Here is a 17,131-nt window from a genome sequence, read left to right as displayed (position 1 = left end):
GGGAGGAGAAGAGATCGGTGCTCGCGCGCAACGTGCTGCACAAGGCGCTCCGGCTCCGACGGCGTGACGGGGTCTGACCGCGAGACGCCTCGTTCTACTCGTGACCCTTGAGGCCTCGCGAGGAGGAGACCGGCCGACTCGCTGCCGCGCGACGAGAAGCCGGTTCGCTTCTCCCGGCCCGCACCGTGTACACAGTGCGTATGAGCGGGGTCCTGGTCTACGCCGACAAGATCGACGAGAACGCGGCGGAGGTCCGCTACGAGGTCCGCCGCGACCAGCCGGACGGCCAGGTCGACGGCGTCCTGGTGATCGAGACCTCGGGCGACCGGAACACCTGGCACGTCGAGGGCAGGAACGCGTCCAGCGCGCTGGCCGGCCTGGTCGTCGGGCGCGCGGTCCGGCACCGGGGCGAGCAGGGCGCCTGGCCCGACCGGGTCGCGCAGCAGTAGCACCGCGCTACTCCGGGGCGGCCGCCAGCTCGTCCCACACCGGCCCGTAGCCGAGGCGCGCCTGCTCCATCGCGACGACCTCCCGCGCCAGCCCCGCCTCGGTCACGTCGACCGCCGCGACGGCCGCCGCCGCGACCGACGACTCCCGGACGTAGGCGTCGAACACCCGTCGCTTGCCGGCCAGCAGCTCGACGATCCGCTCGTCCACGCCGTCCTCGGCGAGCAGCCGGTGCGCGACGACCGCCCGCACCTGGCCCATCCGGTGCAGCCGGGCGACGGCCTGCGACTCCGCCGACGGGGTGAGCTGCGGCTCGCAGAGCACCGCCACGGACGCGGTCTGGAGGTTGAGCCCGACGCCGCCGACGGTGATCTGGGCGACCAGCACGCCGTCGCGGGGCCCGGCGGAGAACGCGTCGATGACGGCCTGGCGCTCGTCGGCGGGGACGTCGCCGGTGAGCGGGCCGAACACCCGGGGCGCGCCGGGCCCGGCCCCCAGGGCCCCGGCGACCACCTCCAGCACGTCCCGGAAGTACGAGAACACGACCGTGCGCTGCCCGTTCGCCCCGGCCTCCGCGACGACCTCGCGCAGCCGGCCGAGCTTGGTCGACTCGCCCGGGTCGGCCGTGAGCCAGGCGGCGCGCCGCATCGCCATGAAGTTCCCGCTCGCCACCGCGGCCCGGTAGACCTCCTCGCCGGCGGGCGACAGGTCCTCCCACTCGTCGACGAGGACGAGGTCGGGCAGCTCGACCAGCACGTCGGCCTGGTTCCGCCGCAGGTAGACCGGCGCGACGTCCCGGCGGAAGGTGTCCGCGCCCACGAGGCCCAGGTGCCGGGGGAGCGACCCCGCGAGGTCCGGGTCGAGCAGCCGGACGAGCGCCACGAAGTCGTCGATCCGGTTGTCCATCGGCGTGCCGGTCAGCAGCAGCACCCGCCACACCGCCGACGCCCACGCCGCCACCGCCCGGGACCGCTGCGCCTCCGGGTTCTTCACGTAGTGCGCCTCGTCGACGACCAGCATCGCCACGTCGGCGCCGTCGAGCGGCACGTGCGGCAGGCCCTCGAACGTCGTCACCCCGACGCCGCCCTCGGCGTGCCAGCGCGCGATCGCAGCCGCGCGGTCCGGCCCGTGCAGGCGGTGCCCGGTCAGCGTGGTCTTCGCGTCGATCTCGCGCAGCCAGTTCACCAGCACGCCGGCGGGGCAGACGACGAGGAACCGCCGCTCGCCAGCGGCCGCCAGGTGCGCGATCGCGGCCAGCGCCTGCACCGTCTTGCCGAGGCCCATCTCGTCGCCGAGCAGCGCCCGGCCCTGGTTCAGCGCGAACCGCGCGCCGAACTCCTGGTAGCCGCGGAGCGGGACCCGCACCGCCGACAGGTCCAGCGGGTGCGCGGCGACCCGCTCGGCGAGCTCGGCGGTGAGCAGGCCGCGGGCGGCGAGCACGTCCTGGGCGAGCGGCACGATCGTGCCGAGCACGCCGTACAGCTCGGCCGCGCGCCGCTCGAACACCGCCCAGAGCGCCGGACCGTCGGTGTCGGGGACGACGCAGGCGGCGGCCAGGGTCTCGATCGTCGCGGCCAGACCGCCCGCGTCGAGCGTCGCGTCCCAGCCCGCCAGGGCCGCCAGCGCCCGGCGCGCGCGGTCCTTCGTCGCCCGCCGGGACAGCGCGAACCGCAGCCGCCCCGCGGCGGGCGCGGCGGACGTCGCGTGCACCGGCACCGCCGAGGCGTACGCGGTGAGCGCCTCGCGGTGCGGCTCGACGAGCGGGCGCAGCCGGAGCAGCCGGTCGAGCAGCCGCAGCACCTCGGCCGTGGTCGCGGTGTCGGGGCGGCCGGACCGGTCGACCTCCAGCCGCACCGGCACCCCGGCGCGCACGGCCTCGGCGAGCTGGTCGACCGCGGCCACCACGCTCCGCGCGCTCTGCGCCCCGACGCCCGGGACCTCGTCGAGCGCGGCCGCCGGGACCCCGAGCAGGTCGGAGGCCGTGGCGTACCCGGCGTCCGTCAGGGCCCGCAGCCGCAGATTCCGGTCCGTCATCGCGCCGAGCTGCTCGACGGGGACGACGCCCAGCTCGGCGCGGACCCGCTGCTCGCGGTCGGCCTCGACCAGCGCGGCCACCCGCACGGTCGCGCCGTCGAGGTGGTCGAGCACGGCGCGGGCGCGGTCCGCGAGGGCGACGTGCCGGGCGAGCAGGTCGCGCGCGGCGGCGCCGGGCTCGACCGGGGCGGGCTCGGCGAGGGGCGCGGTGCTCATCGCCCGCGATGCTACGGGGCGGTCGCCCCGGTCGCCGTCGGGCTCGCGCTCGCGGACGGGCTCGCCGTCGCGGCCGCCTCGGTCACCCGCACCGTCAGCAGGTCGCACTGCACGGGGAACGACTCCGCGCACGTCCCGTCGGGCCCCAGCCACACCTCCACCCGGTCGCCGTCGCGCAGGTCGGCGACGGTCGCCTGCGAGCCGTCGGCCGCGAGCACCGACGGCTCCTCACCGAGCCCGGCGAGCCCCATCCCCTCGAAGTACGGGTCCGACGCCTGCGTCAGCGAGCCGCCCGCGACCACGCCGGTCACGTCCGGGGTCGGCTGCCCGCCGAGGTGCTCGGACGCGGACGGCGCGGGGGCCGCGGGGGAGCCGGCGGGGCCGCAGCCGGCGGCGACGGCGCCGAGCAGGGCGGCGCCGAGCAGGGCGCGGGCGCGGCGCGGGAGGCGGGTGGGCACGGAGCGATGGTCCCACCTGCCCCCGAGCACCCGCTCCGGATGCGCACCCGGCGGTCGTTCCGCAGGCTGGGGTGACCGAGCAGGAGGAGGGGGAACGCCGATGCGCGCCATGGTCTACCGCGGGCCGTACAAGGTCCGGGTGGAGGAGAAGGACGTCCCGAGGATCGAGCACCCGAACGACGCGGTCGTGAAGGTCGTTCGGGCCGCGATCTGCGGCTCCGACCTGCACCTCTACCACGGGATGATGCCCGACACCCGGATCGGCCACACGTTCGGCCACGAGTTCATCGGGGTGGTCGAGCAGGTCGGCTCGTCGGTGCAGAACCTGCAGGTCGGCGACCGCGTGATGGTGCCGTTCAACATCTACTGCGGGACGTGCTTCTTCTGCGCCCGCGGCCTGTACTCGAACTGCCACAACGTGAACCCGAACGCGACGGCTGTCGGCGGCATCTACGGGTACTCCCACACGACCGGCGGCTACGACGGCGGCCAGGCGCAGTACGTGCGCGTGCCGTTCGCCGACGTCGGCCCGGAGAAGATCCCGGACTGGCTGGAGGACGAGGACGCGCTGCTGATGACCGACGCGCTGTCCACCGGCTACTTCGGCGCGCAGCTCGCGGACATCCGCGAGGGCGACACGGTCGCGGTGCTCGGGGCGGGACCGGTCGGGCTGTTCGCGGCGCGGTCGGCCTGGCTGATGGGCGCCGGGCGGGTGGTCGTCATCGACCAGCTCGACTACCGGCTCGAGAAGGCGAAGGAGTTCGCCCACGCCGAGACCCGCAACTACGCGGAGTACCGGGACATCGTCGTCGAGATGAAGTACGCCACCGACGGCCTCGGGTTCGACCGCGTCATCGAGGCGGTCGGCGCGGAGGCGGACGGCAACCTGATCCAGCACGTCACCGCGGCCAAGCTCAAGCTGCAGGGCGGGTCGCCGGTCGCGCTGAACTGGGCGATCGACGGCGTCCGCAAGGGCGGCACCGTCTCCGTGATGGGCGCCTACGGCCCGATCTTCTCCGCCGTGAAGTTCGGCGACGCGATGAACAAGGGCCTGACGCTGCGGATGAACCAGGCGCCGGCCAGCCGGCAGTGGCCGCGGCTGCTCGAGCACATCCGCAACGGCTACCTGAAGCCGAGCGACATCGTCACGCACCGCATCCCCCTGGAGCACATCGCCGAGGGGTACCACCTGATGTCGTCGAAGCTCGACGGCATCATCAAGCCGGTCATCGTGCCGGACGAGGACTGAGGGGAGCCGGGACCATGCCGTACCGAGCCGAGAAGCCGCCGCTCCCCGAGACCCCGGAGCAGCTCCGCTCCCGCATCCCCGGGTGGGGCGCCGACCTCGACCCCGCCGACCGCCCGTCGTACCCGCGCGAGCGGTCCGACCTGCCGACCGGAGCCCACTGGGACTTCCCGGACCGCCAGGAGGAGACGTTCCCGCGGGAGAGGTCGATCGAGCACGAGCAGCTGCCGCCGGTGTTCGGCACCGCGCAGCCGCTGCACGGCCCCGCCGGGGCGATCCGGCGGTACGCCTACGAGCGGTTCAGCGAGGGCCGCGCCGCGCACTGGCTGCTGCTCATCGCCGCCGACCGGGTCGAGTCGACGACCGAGCACCTGAAGTCGTTCGGCACGCTGCACCCGGACAACCCGATCACCGAGACCGGGATCCTGTCCGAGCCGCGCCGGCACCCGATCGCCTCGCGGAGGGGCCGGGTCGACGTCCGGCACCAGGTGCTGGACCCGCTGATCGTCGCGGGCCCGTGGATCGCGGGCGGCCTGGCGGCCGTCGCGGTGCTGCGCAAGGTGGCGAAGAGAGGCTGACGTTCGGCCGGGGCCGCGACCGCGGTCAGGCCCCGGCGACCGCCACCACGCACACGACGAGCCAGGCCAGGGCTGCCAGCACCGGGACCGTCGGCCGCCGCTCGACCGGGGGCACGGCCCCGTGAGGAGTGCGGAGCGGCTCGGCCCGGGCCGCGGCCGCCCGCCCCTCGATGCGCGCGTGGACCTCCGCCGGCGTCGCGCCGTCGCGGGTCAGCGGGAGCCCGCCGCCCCCGAGGGGCACGAGCATCGCGTTGCCGCCCGGCTCGTCGTCGTCGTACCGCACCACCAGCGCCTGGTCGTCCGCCGCGGTCCCGGTCACGCGCCTCCACGGCACGAGCGTGTCCAGCAGGAAGCCGCGGACGCGGAGCCCGCGCGGGCTCAGGTCGACGCGCGGCTGGCCCCACACGGAGACGGACCAGGCCAGAGCGACGAGGCCGAACACGAGGCCCGCCGCCGTCGACCACGTGGCGTCGCCCCAGCGCGCCACCCCGCGCAGACCCCAGCCGGCGGGCAGCAGCGCGACCCACGGCAGCCACCGGCCCGCCCGGCGGCCCAGCTGCTCGACGGCGCGGTCCCTGCTGTCGGCGAACGCCCGCCACGCGCCAGGCCGCTCCGCCACCGCGACCCGGCGCGGCCAGCGCCACCGCGGCGGGCGCAGCGGCCGCAGCGAGACGTACACGTCCGGGCCGACGCCGACCGCGACCGGGGCGTCGTCGCCGGCCAGGCCCATGAGCACCACGGGGACGCCGGCGGCGCGCACCGGGTCGCCGGCCGGGGGCCGGAACGGGTCGTGCTCACCGGACGGCTCGTCGTCGGCCCCGACCTCGCGCGCGAGGTCGAGCAGCTCCGCGTCGGAGAGCTCGGAGACCAGGACGCGGTGCTCGTCGTCGTCCTCGTCCTCGCGGTGCCATGCGTCGGCGGTGACGTCCCAGGCCTTGTGCCCCTGCGGGTTGTCGGTGACGTCGTCGAAGTCGTCGCGCCCGTCGTCCGGGTCGTCGTCCGGTACGACCAGGACGAACGCCGGCCCGGCGACCGGCACCAGGGCCGGAGCGGTCGCGAGCAGGTGCGTGACGTCGTCCACGGGGGTGAGCAGCGCCCCGCCCGCCCGGGGTGCGCCGTGCGCGAGCGCGACGACGGCCGGCTGCGGCTCGTCCAGCAGCGCGGCGAGGCGGGCCCGGCGCCGGCGCACCTGCGCGAGCAGCAGCCCGCCGGTGAACCCGCAGCCGACGACGGGGATGAGCGCGGTCGACGCGTCGAACACGTCGTCGACGGCCTCCGCGCGCCCGGTCACGGGGTCGAACCGCAGCCGCACGGCGTCGCCCGGTGACCGCTCCTGGTAGTTCACCGGCGCGTCGAACGTGCCCTCGTCCACCCGCACGGACATGGACAGCCCGTCCTCCGTCACCCGCTCGACGACGCCCGTGGCCGTCTCCGCACCGGCACGGAACCGGGTCGCCGCCACGTGGTCGTGCGCGAGCAGGACGGTCGCCGCCAACCCGGCCGCGAGCAGCAGCACGCCCAGCGCGCTGCGGCCCCACCCGGTCCGCAGCAGGTCGGCGCGCACCGCGGGGTGCACGGGCGGCAGCGTCACCGTCGAGCTCCCGTCGCGGAGCACGGCCCGGGCGAGCGCCCGTCGCCGCACGGCGAGCAGCTGGTCCGCGACGGCCAGGACGCCGAGCGGGGCCGCGGCCGCCAGCCACAGCCCGCTCGGCCCGGCGAGCGCATCCGGGGCGAGCCCGCACACCGCCGTGCCCGCCGCCGTGAGGACGAGGGCCGTCGACGGGACCAGCCACACCAGCACGAGGCAGGCCAGCACCACCGCCTGCGCCGTGCCCGTGAGGTAGTACGGCAGCGACTCGGCGGTCGCGGCGGGCACCGCGACGCCCGTGCCGGACAGCGACCCGACGACCGGCGTGAGCACGCCCAGCAGCACGGCCACCTGGACGAGGCCGGGCGGGACCCGGTCGGTGACCACGCCGGCGAGCGTGCGGGTGAGCAGGCGGTACGGCGGCACGGGACTCCCTCGACCCCGGCGCCGGCGGTGCGCGGCGCGATCGCCTGTCCATCGGCCCCGGGGCACCCGGTCTTGAGGGGACCGCGGCGCCGCGGTGGGCGGTCGCGCCCGACGTACCCTGGGCGCGCCGGCACGACAGCGCGATCACGGGAGCGACATGACCAACCTCGAGGCCGTCGCCACCGAGCGCGTGTGCACCCCGGGCGGCGCGCCCGCGGCGGGGCTCCCCGCCGGGTTCGAGCTGCTCGAGCCCCGCGACGTCCCGCTCGGCGGCATCCGCGCGATGTCCGTCCGGCGCACGCTGCCGCAGCGCGCCCGGTCGTTCGTCGGCGCCTGGTGCTTCCTCGACCACTACGGCCCCGACGACGTCGCCGCGACCGGCGGGATGCGCGTCCCGCCGCACCCGCACACCGGCCTGCAGACGGTGTCCTGGCTGTTCTCGGGGGAGATCGAGCACCGGGACAGCCTCGGCACGCACTGCCTCGTCCGCCCGGGCGAGATGAACCTCATGACTGCCGGCCGGGGCATCAGCCACTCCGAGGACTCGACCGACGCGACGACGGTCCTGCACGGCGTCCAGCTCTGGACGGTGCTGCCGGAGGCCGACCGCGGCGCGCCGCCCGCGTTCGAGCACCACGTCCCGCCGGTCGTCCCGCTCGACGGCGGGGAGGCGCGCGTCTTCCTCGGCACGCTCGCCGGGTCGACGTCGCCAGTGCGGACGTTCAGCCCGCTGGTGGGGGCGGAGGTGCGGCTGCGACCCGGCGCCGCGCACACGTTCGAGGTGGATCCGGCCTTCGAGCACGCCGTGCTCGTCGACGCCGGGGCGCTCGCGGTCGACGGCGTCGCGGCCCCCGCGCACCACCTGCTGTACCGGGAGCCGGGCGCGACGACGCTCACCCTGACGTCGACCGGCGACACCGAGGCGCGGGTGCTGCTCATCGGCGGGCTGCCGCTCGGCGAGCAGATCGTCATGTGGTGGAACTTCATCGGGCGGGACCACGACGAGGTCGTCGCGGCGCGGGCCCGGTGGCAGGCGGAGATCGCCGACCCCGACGCGCCGGCGCCCGGGTTCGGGCGCGTGCAGGGGCACCCGGCGGCGCCGCTGCCGGCGCCGCCGATGCCGGAGCTCCGGCTGCGGCCGCGCGCCTGACCCGGCGCGACCGCGGCCGCCGCGTCCGCCTCGGCCGTCAGGCGACCGGCATCGCGTCCGGGTCGCCGATGTGCCCGGGCGCGTTCGCCGCGAGCACCCGCTGCACGAACGCGCAGTACTCCGCCATGTAGTGCCGGAGGAACTGCGCGAGGGTGTCGTCGAGCAGCGTCCCGTCGTCGGCGAACGTGCCGGCCTCCACCTGCACGTAGACCTCGGGGGCGTTGAGCTGCGGCGCGTCGAGGAAGCTGAGCACGCTGCGCATGGACGACTGCATCACCGCGGTGCCGATCTTGCCGATCGAGGCGCCGGCGATCCCGGTGGGCTTGCGGGCGAACGCGTTGGTGCCCCACGGCCGCGAGCCCCAGTCGATCGCGTTCTTCAGCGCGCCGGGGATGGAGCGGTTGTACTCCGGGGAGACGAACAGGATGCCGTCCGACTCGGTGATCGCCCGCTTGAGCTCCCGGGCCTCCGGCGGGTAGTCCGCGTCGTGGTCGGGGCTGTAGAGCGGGAGCCCGCCGATGGGGATCTCCCGGAACTCCAGCTGCTCGGGGGCGAGCGCGACCAGGGCGTTCGCCAGGGTGCGGTTGATCGAGGTGCTCGACAGGCTGCCGACGAAGTAGCCGATGGTGTACGCCATCGCGGTCTCCGGTCCTCAGGCGGCGGGGGCCCGGCCGGCCCTCGCGCGGCGCCCTCCAGCCTGGCACCGGCGGGCGCGGGCTGCGCGGCGGCTGGCTGCGTCCGGGTGGTCGGTGTCCCTCCCCCCGACTGGGTAGGTGCCCGCCGGGGCCGCTGCGTCCGTGCGGCACGCCGGGGGCCCGCCGGGCGGCCGCGCACTGCGTAGGTGCTCCCGGCGCCGCCGTTGAGTGGTGCCCCACGCGGAACAGTCCCTACCCGGGGGTCGACGCACACGGAGGGCTGACGGTGGAGGCAGAGGGATTCGGGCTGACGGTGGCGGCGGCGCAGCGGTGGCTGCCGCTCGGCCGCGACGTCCTCGTGCGCGGGGACCGCGGCGCGGGCAAGACGACGGTGCTGGAGGGCCTGCTCGCCGACGCCTCACGGCGGGGCGTGACGGGCATCCTGCTGCGCGCGGGCGGCTCCCGGCCGCTGTCGGCGCTGCTCGACCACGCGTCGTCGTCGGTGCGCGTGCCGGACGAGGCGGCGCTGACCGACTGGCTGACCGACGAGCTGCGGGCGCGCCGCAGCGTGCTCCTGGTCGACGACGTGGACCGGATGGACGACGCCAGCCTCGGCGTGGCCCGGCGGGTCCTCGGCCGCACGGGGTCGCTGCTCGTCGCCGCCAGCACCTCCGACCCGCTCCGCGCCCCGGGCGGCGGCCTGCGCGACCTGCTGCTCGGCCGGGCGCCCGCGGAGGTGCGGGTGCAGCCGTTCGGGTTCCGGGCCGTGGCGACCCTGCTGGAGTCCGTGCTCGGCGCACCCGCCGACGCGGGGCTCACCGCCTCGGTGATGGCCGGGACCGGGGGCAACCCCCGCGCGGTCGTGGCGCTCGCGGACGCGGCCCGGGCGGCAGGCGTGCTGCGCCGGCAGGACGGCCTGTGGGTCGAGGACGGCACGCTGGGCGAGGTGCCCGCGGAGGCGGTCGCCTACGTGTTCCTGTCCGGGCTCGGCCCGGCGTGCGTCGCGGCGCTGGAGACGCTCGCCAGCGCCGGACCGCTGCCCGCCGACGTCGCGGGCCGGCTGGTCGACCCGTCCGTGCTCGCGGAGCTGTCGGACCACGGCCGCGTCGTCGGCCACGAGCTCGCGGGCGCCGGCGAGGTGCTGGCGGTGTCGCCGCCGCTGCTCGCCCGGGCGCTGCGGCAGCGGGTGTCGCCGTACCGCCGGCGCCGGCTCGCGGAGCGGGTCGCGGCCGAGGGCGGCGGGCTCGCCGCGGCCGCCTCGCCGGTCGACGACCTGACGACCGTGCTGCTGGCCGCGCCGTCCGGCGAGGGCGGCGCGCCCGCGTGGGTCGCGCAGGTCGCCGGCCTCGTGCACGAGCGCGCCACCGCGGACGAGGGCGCGCGTCGGGCGGAGTGGCTGGCGCACCCGACGCTGGCCACCGCGAACGCCTACCTCGCGGCGCTGATGCTCCGCCCGGCGGCCGAGCAGCTCGAGGAGGTGTTCGCGCGGATGGAGCCGGGCGAGCACGACGACGCGGGGGCGCGCGCGGCGTTCGCGTTCTACCGCTCGCGGTGGGCCGCCTGGGCGGTGACCGCGGCCACCAACGCGCCGGAGGGCCCGCTGCCCGTGGACCTCGCGGGCGGGCAGCCGGCCGGCGACGGTCCGTGGGAGGACGACGCGGCCGAGGGCGACGCGGAGCAGGACGCGGCCGACGGCGAGGTCGTGCCCGACGTCGAGCCCGCCGACGACGGCTGGCCCGTCGCGGGGCCGGACGACGCGTGGCCGGACCCCGTCGACCCCGACCTCGCCCCGGTCGCCGAGCTCGGCCGGCTCAAGCCGCGCCTGCTGCGCGAGCTGGCGGGGGGCCGCAGCCCCGAGGAGGTGGCGGCGGAGGTCGAGCCGGAGACGCGGGTGCCGTTCGTCCGCGGCTGGCCGTCGGTGCTGCGCGCCGCCGCGCTGCTCGAGGCCGGCTGGCCCGAGGCCGCGCTCGAGGTGGTCGAGCGCGCGGACCTGTCCTGCGCGGCCCCCGAGCCGCGGCACTACCTCGCGGCCCTGCGCGGGCAGGGCCTCCTGCAGGCCGGCCGGATCGACGAGGCCGAGCAGTGGCAGCGCCGGATGCTGGACGCCGCCTACGACGAGGTCGACGCCCTGGCCATCCGGGTGCACGCGAGCATGCTCGCCGAGGTGCTGTACATGTCGTCCCAGACCGCCGCCGCCTGGCGCGCGGTGAGCACGGCGCTCCGCCTCGGCGCGCCCGGCCCGGTCGGCACCACGTTCTACCGGCGCGGCCTGACGGTCGGCGCCGTCATCCAGGCGCACGCGGGCAACCTCACGCTCGCCCAGGTGCTCGTGCGCGAGCTGGACCGCTCGCCGCAGGCGTACCGGCCGCTGCTGCGCTCGATGCGGCCGCTCGCCCGCGCGGCGCTCGCGGCGGCGTCGGGGGAGGCGCTGGCCGGCGCGCGCATCGTCCGCCGGGCGGCCCGGGCCTACGCGGCGGAGGGGCTGCTGCAGCCCGCGCTGCTGTGCTGGACGCTCGGCACGGGCGACCTCGACGCCCACCGGGGGAACGCCGTCCGCGACCTCGCGGCCCGGACCCGGGTCCCGCTGCTGGAGCCGTACGCCCAGGTGGTGGTCGGGCTCGTCGAGGGCGACCGGGAGTCGGTCGCGGCGGCCGTGTCGCGGACGAGCGCGGCGACCGCCCCGGCGCTCGCCCGCGCGGCCGAGCAGGTGCTCGGCGTCCAGGAGGGCACCCCGCGGCCCGCTCGGGCGCCCGTGCCCCGGCTGCTGGCCGGCGTGCGTGCCGAGCCGCTGTCGGTCCGGGAGCAGGAGGTCGCGGTCCTCGCGCGCGAGGGGCTGAGCAACCGGCAGATCGCCGACCAGCTCTACCTGAGCGTCCGGACGGTCGAGAACCACATGAGCCGCGCCCTGCGGAAGCTCGGGCTGGTCAGCCGGGGCGAGCTGGTGCAGTGGGGCGGCTGACGGGCACGCCCTGACGCAGGGCCCGGGGGATCTCGGCGACCTCGTCGACGACGGCGAGCAGCCGAGTCACGGCGTCGTCGGGCGCCGTGGTGTCGAGCCGCACCTCGTAGCTGACGCCCGTGGACGCCCAGGTCTCCGGCGCGAACCCACCGCGGGCCGTCACCGCGGCGCCGGCGAGCGGAAGGCCGCGGGCGTGCGCCTCGCGGAACAGGTCGTTGAGCACGCAGCCGGCGACCGCGAGGTGCAGCAGGTGCGCGCCGGTGAAGGCGACCGTGGCGCGGACGCCGCCGTCCGTCCACCGGTGGGGGAGGACGACCGCGTCGCCGTCCGCGGGCGCCAGCGTGCCCGCGCCGACCGTGACCGCGAAGTCCTCGGGCACCGGCGGTCCTCCCCTCGGGCGTCGACGGCAGCGTAGGCACCCGACCTCGCGGCACCTACGTGGGGCGGAGCGTGACGCTCACCGACGGCCCCGCGACCCTCAGGCCGCCGCCTCCCGCCACTCAACGGAGTCGCCTGCACCACTCACCCCGCGGTGAGCGGCGGTCCGGGGCGCCTTGAATGGACGACGTCGGAGGGCCTGCAGCGGCTGACAGGCCCTCCGACGTCGAGGTCGCCGGTGCTCGGCACCGCCCCCCGTCGGGCACCGGGGCCCTCGTCGTGGGATCGTGATCTCGGTCACGAGCGCCGACGGTCGACCTGCGGCGATGCTCCCGGTCTGTGACCACGCTGTGTGAGCGTTCACCCCCGTGGACGCCAGATTGTTGACCGCTGCACCAACGGGGGCCATAGTTCATCCCGACGGTGCGCATCGCCTGCCCCCTGCGCGGTGCGCACCGTTCACTACGTCGCCGTCGTCGCCCGTCGAGCCGCCGCTCCGGGCCCGCGGCCACCGGCTCCGGCCGAGCTCCTCCGAGCCGCCCCGAGCACCGCCCCCGAGGCCGTCCCGGCCGGCGAGTTCCGCGTCATCACCCGCCTCGGCGGCGCGTCACGCCCGCGGTCGGGGGGAGTCCCGGTTAGCGTGCTGCGGGTGAAGGTCCCTGCGCGCCGCTCCGTCCCCGGGCAGCAGCCGGCCGCCTCCGCCGAGGCCGCGCCGGTGACGCCGCCGACCCCCGAGACGACCGCCGGCGGGCCGACCGCCGGGACCGGCACCGACGGCCCCGCGCCCCGGCGCGACACCCCGCACGACGGCGAGACGCCCATGTCCGACCCCACCGACCCCGCGACCCCGGCCGGACCGGTGCTGGTCGAGCCGCCGTCCGCCGCCGAGCTCGTCGAGGGCGCCGCCGGCACCTGGCGCGCCGCGCTCGTCGAGGCCGCCGGCGGCTCCACGCTGGCCGACGTCGAGCTGCTCGGCGACGCCGCCCTCGACCTGTCCGCCGCGCACCCCTCCGGCATCGCCCAGCTGTTCGCCGGGCGGGAGACCCGGCTGTCGAACCTGGTCCGGGAGGGCGCCGCGCTCGGCACCGCCCGCCGCCGGGCCCGCGCCGTCGCCGCCCGCGCCGGGACCTACGCGCAGCAGTACGGCATCGCGCCGACCTACCTGGCCATCGGCGTCGCCTCCTGGACCGAGCACTCGACGCCCGACGTGGCGACCGACGACGTCGCGGCGATCGCCACGGCGACGCGGGAGTCGGCGGCGCGCCCGGACGGCGTCGCCGCGGACGACGACGCGCCCGCCCCGACCGCCCGCAAGGTGCGCGCGCCCGTGCTGCTCCGGCCGGTCTCGCTCCGCGCCCGCGGCACCGCCGAGAGCGACTACGAGCTGACCCTCGAGCCGTCCCTCGAGGTCAACCCGGTCCTGGCCCGCGCGCTGCGCTCGCGCGGCGCGCTGCTCGACCCCGGCGCCGTCGCCCGGAGCGCGTTCACCGGGTCGGGCTTCGACCCGCGCGACGCCATCACCCGGCTGACCTCGCTCGGCACCGCGGTCCTCGACGACTTCCAGCTCGTCGACCGGATCGTCGTCGGCACGTTCGTGCACCCGGGCCAGGTGCTCGTCGACGACCTGGACCGGCTGGCCTCCGCCCTGGACCGGCACGAGGTGGTCGCCGCGCTGGCAGGCGTGCCCGAGGCCGTCGCCGCGCTCGACGTCGCCCTGCCCGAGCCGTCCCGCGGCGACCGCGACCCGGCGCTGGAGCGCGGGGTGGGCGACCTGGACCCCGCCCAGCAGCACGTCCTCGACGTGGTCGCCGGCGGGTCGCACGTCTTCGTGGACGCCCCCGCCGACAGCGACGTCACCGGCACCCTGGCCGCGCTGGTCGCCGACGCCGCGGCCGAGGGTCGCACCGTCCTGTACGTCCCCGGGCACCGGCGGGCCGCCGTCGCGCTGCGCGAGCGCCTGGAGCAGCTCGGGGTGGGCGAGGTCCTGCTGGACGTCGCGCCCGACGCCGCGTGGCGTGCCGCCTCGTCGCGCCGGCTCATGGGCGCGATGACGCTCGACGTCGACCCCGGCGACCCGGTGGCGACCGGCGAGCTCCGCCGGGCCCTGGTCGAGCGCCGGGAGCGGCTGCGCGGCTACGTCGACGGCCTGCACCGGGTCCGGGAGCCCTGGGGCGCGTCCGCCTACGACGCGTTCCAGGCGCTGGCCCGGCTCACCGCCGAGCGGCCCGCGCCCCGCACCACGGTCCGGCTGGCCGCCGAGGTCGCCCGCACCCTGGACGCCGAGCGCCGCGCCGCCGTCGGCGCCGAGCTGCGCGAGGCCGCCGAGGCGGGCGCGTTCACGCTCCGCCCGGTCGACACCCCCTGGTACGGCGCCGCCCTGCTCAGCGACGCCGAGGCGGCGGACGCCCTGCGCCGCGCCGAGCGCCTGGCCGGCGAGGACGGGCTGGCCCGGGCCGAGAGCCGGATCGCGGAGGTCGCCGAGGTCACCGGGTTCACGACCGCGACGACGCTCGCCACGTGGGCCGAGCAGCTCGAGGTGCTCGCGGGCGTCCGCGGCGCGCTCGACGTGTTCCAGCCGATCGTGTTCGAGCGGAGCCCGGCCGACATGGTCGCCGCCACCGCGTCGAAGGCCTGGCGGGCCGAGCACGGCACCCCCATGGGCTACTGGCTGCGCCGGCGGCTCAAGAAGCAGGCCAAGGACCTGCTGCGCCCGGGCCGCCCGGTCGCCGACCTGCACGCCGCGCTGCTCGACGTGCAGCGGCAGCGCGCCATCTGGGCCGAGCACTGCCCGGCCGGCGGCTGGCCGCGGCTGCCCGAGGGCCTGGGGGAGATCGAGGCCGAGCACCGCGAGGTGCGCGCCGACGTCGAGGCGCTCGGCGTCGTGCTCGCCGGGACCCCCGAGGGCGCCGACCTGCTCGACCGCCCGATCGGCGAGGTCCTCGACCGGGCACGCCGCCTGGTCGCGGCGCGGGACACCCTCGCCCGGCTGCCCGAGCGCACCCGGCTGCTCCGGTCGCTGCGCGCCGCCGGCCTGGACGACCTGCTCGACGACCTGGCCACGCGCCGGGTGCCCGCCGGACTGGTCCCCGCGGAGCTCGAGCTCGCCTGGTGGAGCACCGTCTTCGAGCAGCTGCTCGCCGCCGACCCCGCCCTCGCGGGCTACGACGGCCGCACCCTCGGCCGGCTGGCCGCGGAGTACCGGCAGCTCGACGTCGCGCACACCGCCGCACTCGCCGGCCCGGTGCGCGCCCGCGCCGCCGCGCACGTGCGGAACACCATGGCCGCGCACACCGAGCAGACCGAGGCGCTGTTCGCCGAGCTCGTCGAGGAGCGGCTGACCGGGCTCCGCGAGACGTTCGAGCGGTACCCGGACGTCGCCCGCCGGCTGCGGCCCGTGCTCGCCGCCGCGCCGATGCTGGTGCCGCAGGTGCTGCCCGCGACCCGGACCGTCGACCTCGTGGTCCTCGACGCGGCCGCGCACCTGCCCGTCGAGGTCGCGCTGCCCGCGATCGCCCGCGGCCGCCAGGTCGTCGTCGTCGGAGACCGGCGGTGCGCGTCCGGCACCGCCGTCCGCGAGCTCGCCGACGTGCTGCCGACCGTGCCGCTGCGCGCGGACGCATCCCGGCGCGACCCGTACCTCACGGCGTTCCTCGCCGCGCACGGCTACGCCGACGTGCTGTCGCCCACGCCGCTGCCCACGAGCGCGGCCGCCGTCGGGCACCACCTGGTCGACGGCACCGGGATGCCCGACGGGTCCGGCGCCGTGCAGAGCACCCGCGCCGACGTCGACCGGGTCGTCGAGCTGGTCATCGAGCACGCGCTCACCCACGGCGAGGAGTCGCTGGCCGTCGTCACGGCGTCGCCCGTGCACACCGCGCAGATCCGCGAGGCCGTGCTCGCGCAGGTCCGGGACTCGCCGTCGCTCGCCGCCTGCCTCGACGGCGCCCGGCCCGAGCCGTTCGTCGTCACCGACCTGACCAACGTCGCCGGCCTGCGCCGGGACGCGCTCATCCTCTCGCTCGGCTTCGGGCGGACCCCGCACGGGCGGGTGCTGCACCGGTTCGGGCCGATCAGCGGGCCCGGCGGCGACGCGCTGCTGCTCGCGGCGCTCGGCGTCACCCGGCACCGGCTCGACGTCGTGTCCTGCTTCGCGGTGGCCGACGTCGACCCCGAGCGGCTGCGCGGCCCGGGTCCGCGGCTGCTGGCGGACCTGCTGCGGTTCGCCGAGCGGCGGGCCGCGGGGGAGACGGACCTGGCGATCGCGGCGGCGCCGGCCGAGGTGGAGGCGGCGGCCGAGGGGACCGACGCGTCCGACGACGCGGCCGGCACGCCCGCCGCCGAGGAGGCCGCGGCCCCGGCCGTGGCGGAGGAGGTCAAGGCCCCCGCGGCCGAGCACGCGCCCGACCGCCTCGTCGTCGACCTCGCCGAGCGGCTGTGGCGGCACGGGCTGGTCGTCGAGCTGGACCACGGCCTGCCGGGCGGGCTGCACCTGCCTCTCGCCGTCGGCCACCCCGACCTGCCGGGAGAGCTGCTCGTCGCAGTCCTCACCGACGACGACGCCTACCTGCACGAGCCCAGCGTCCGGGTGCGCGACCGCCAGGTCGCCGAGCGGCTCGAGCGCCTCGGCTGGAGCGTGCTGCGCGTCTGGTCGGCCGCCGCGTTCCTCGACCCCGAGGCCGAGGTCGACCGCATCCGCCGCGCCCTGCACGCCGTCGCCGACCGCCGGCTCGCCGAGGCCGAGGCCGACCGGGCGCGCGCCCGGCTGCTGGTCCCGGCGCCGCTGCTCGACGACGACGGCACCGGGCCGGCGCCGACGCTGACCGGGTTCGCGGTCGTGCCGGGTGCCGACCTGCCCGCCGGCGGCGGCGCGCGGCCCGGCGAGCGGCGGGTGCTCGACGCGACCGGGGCGATCACGGTCGTGCCGGACACGTCGGCGGACGACGAGGACGGCGCCGGCGAGGCCGCTTCGGGGGCGGCGAGCGCGCCCGAGGCGCCGGCGCGGTGGACCCCGCCGGC

At 77.5% G+C, this 17,131-nt stretch carries 11 protein-coding genes; 6 read left to right on the top strand and 5 right to left on the bottom strand.

What is annotated here, in order from left to right; all coding sequences use genetic code 11:
• The first annotated feature begins 200 nt into the window (after positions 1-200).
• Positions 201-449, top strand: a complete 249-nt coding sequence (locus tag KVT14_RS15790) for a hypothetical protein (RefSeq protein ID WP_147795687.1) — start codon at positions 201-203, stop codon at positions 447-449.
• Between the two features lie 7 nt (positions 450-456).
• Here KVT14_RS15790 and KVT14_RS15785 read toward each other — a convergent pair whose 3' ends face one another.
• A complete protein-coding gene (locus tag KVT14_RS15785) occupies positions 457-2,697 on the bottom strand; it encodes a DEAD/DEAH box helicase (RefSeq protein ID WP_217616534.1) in 2,241 nt (746 codons plus the stop codon).
• 11 nt (positions 2,698-2,708) lie between these two features.
• A complete protein-coding gene (locus KVT14_RS15780) occupies positions 2,709-3,155 on the bottom strand; it encodes a hypothetical protein (RefSeq protein WP_217616533.1) in 447 nt (148 codons plus the stop codon).
• A 100-nt stretch (positions 3,156-3,255) separates the two neighbouring features.
• Here KVT14_RS15780 and KVT14_RS15775 point away from each other — a divergent pair, with 100 nt between their 5' ends.
• On the top strand, positions 3,256-4,404 hold the full coding sequence (locus KVT14_RS15775) for a zinc-dependent alcohol dehydrogenase (RefSeq protein ID WP_217616532.1): 1,149 nt from the start codon (positions 3,256-3,258) through the stop codon (positions 4,402-4,404).
• A gap of 14 nt (positions 4,405-4,418) precedes the next feature.
• A complete protein-coding gene (locus tag KVT14_RS15770; RefSeq protein ID WP_217616531.1) occupies positions 4,419-4,979 on the top strand; it encodes a hypothetical protein in 561 nt (186 codons plus the stop codon).
• 25 nt (positions 4,980-5,004) lie between these two features.
• Here the strand turns inward: KVT14_RS15770 and KVT14_RS15765 are convergent, their stop codons facing one another.
• Positions 5,005-6,993 carry a hypothetical protein gene (locus KVT14_RS15765; protein ID WP_217616530.1) on the bottom strand — a complete coding sequence of 663 codons (1,989 nt, stop codon included), beginning with the start codon at positions 6,991-6,993 and terminating at the stop codon, positions 5,005-5,007.
• Positions 6,994-7,150: 157 nt separating this feature from the next.
• Between KVT14_RS15765 and KVT14_RS15760 the strand changes: the two genes are divergently transcribed.
• Positions 7,151-8,143 (top strand): pirin family protein, encoded by a 993-nt coding sequence (locus KVT14_RS15760; RefSeq protein WP_217616529.1) that lies wholly within the window; start codon positions 7,151-7,153, stop codon positions 8,141-8,143.
• A 37-nt stretch (positions 8,144-8,180) separates the two neighbouring features.
• Here the strand turns inward: KVT14_RS15760 and KVT14_RS15755 are convergent, their stop codons facing one another.
• On the bottom strand, positions 8,181-8,780 hold the full coding sequence (locus KVT14_RS15755) for an NADPH-dependent FMN reductase (RefSeq protein ID WP_217616528.1): 600 nt from the start codon (positions 8,778-8,780) through the stop codon (positions 8,181-8,183).
• Positions 8,781-9,064: 284 nt separating this feature from the next.
• On the opposite strand from KVT14_RS15755, the gene KVT14_RS23215 reads away from it, so the two are divergent.
• Positions 9,065-11,737: a LuxR C-terminal-related transcriptional regulator gene (locus KVT14_RS23215; RefSeq protein ID WP_217616527.1), complete on the top strand. Its 2,673-nt coding sequence runs from the start codon at positions 9,065-9,067 to the stop codon at positions 11,735-11,737.
• Here KVT14_RS23215 and KVT14_RS15745 read toward each other — a convergent pair.
• Positions 11,703-12,116: an OsmC family protein gene (locus tag KVT14_RS15745; RefSeq protein ID WP_217616526.1), complete on the bottom strand. Its 414-nt coding sequence runs from the start codon at positions 12,114-12,116 to the stop codon at positions 11,703-11,705. The genes KVT14_RS23215 and KVT14_RS15745 overlap by 35 nt on opposite strands.
• Before the next feature lie 819 nt (positions 12,117-12,935).
• Here KVT14_RS15745 and KVT14_RS15740 point away from each other — a divergent pair.
• Positions 12,936-17,131 (top strand): hypothetical protein (locus tag KVT14_RS15740; RefSeq protein ID WP_217616556.1); only part of this gene is annotated, 4,196 nt, incomplete at its 3' end.

The organism is Cellulomonas sp. GbtcB1 (assembly GCF_019091725.1).
GTDB lineage: Bacteria > Actinomycetota > Actinomycetes > Actinomycetales > Cellulomonadaceae > Cellulomonas.
Note: the sequence above shows the minus strand (reverse complement) of the source record. Positions and strands in the feature narration are given on the sequence as shown.

Coding starts and splice junctions, on each gene's coding strand:
- KVT14_RS15790 (WP_147795687.1), top strand. CDS start 201: ATGAGCGGGGTCCTGGTCTACGCCGACAAGATCGACGAGAACGCGGCG.
- KVT14_RS15785 (WP_217616534.1), bottom strand. CDS start 2,697: ATGAGCACCGCGCCCCTCGCCGAGCCCGCCCCGGTCGAGCCCGGCGCC.
- KVT14_RS15775 (WP_217616532.1), top strand. CDS start 3,256: ATGCGCGCCATGGTCTACCGCGGGCCGTACAAGGTCCGGGTGGAGGAG.
- KVT14_RS15770 (WP_217616531.1), top strand. CDS start 4,419: ATGCCGTACCGAGCCGAGAAGCCGCCGCTCCCCGAGACCCCGGAGCAG.
- KVT14_RS15760 (WP_217616529.1), top strand. CDS start 7,151: ATGACCAACCTCGAGGCCGTCGCCACCGAGCGCGTGTGCACCCCGGGC.
- KVT14_RS15755 (WP_217616528.1), bottom strand. CDS start 8,780: ATGGCGTACACCATCGGCTACTTCGTCGGCAGCCTGTCGAGCACCTCG.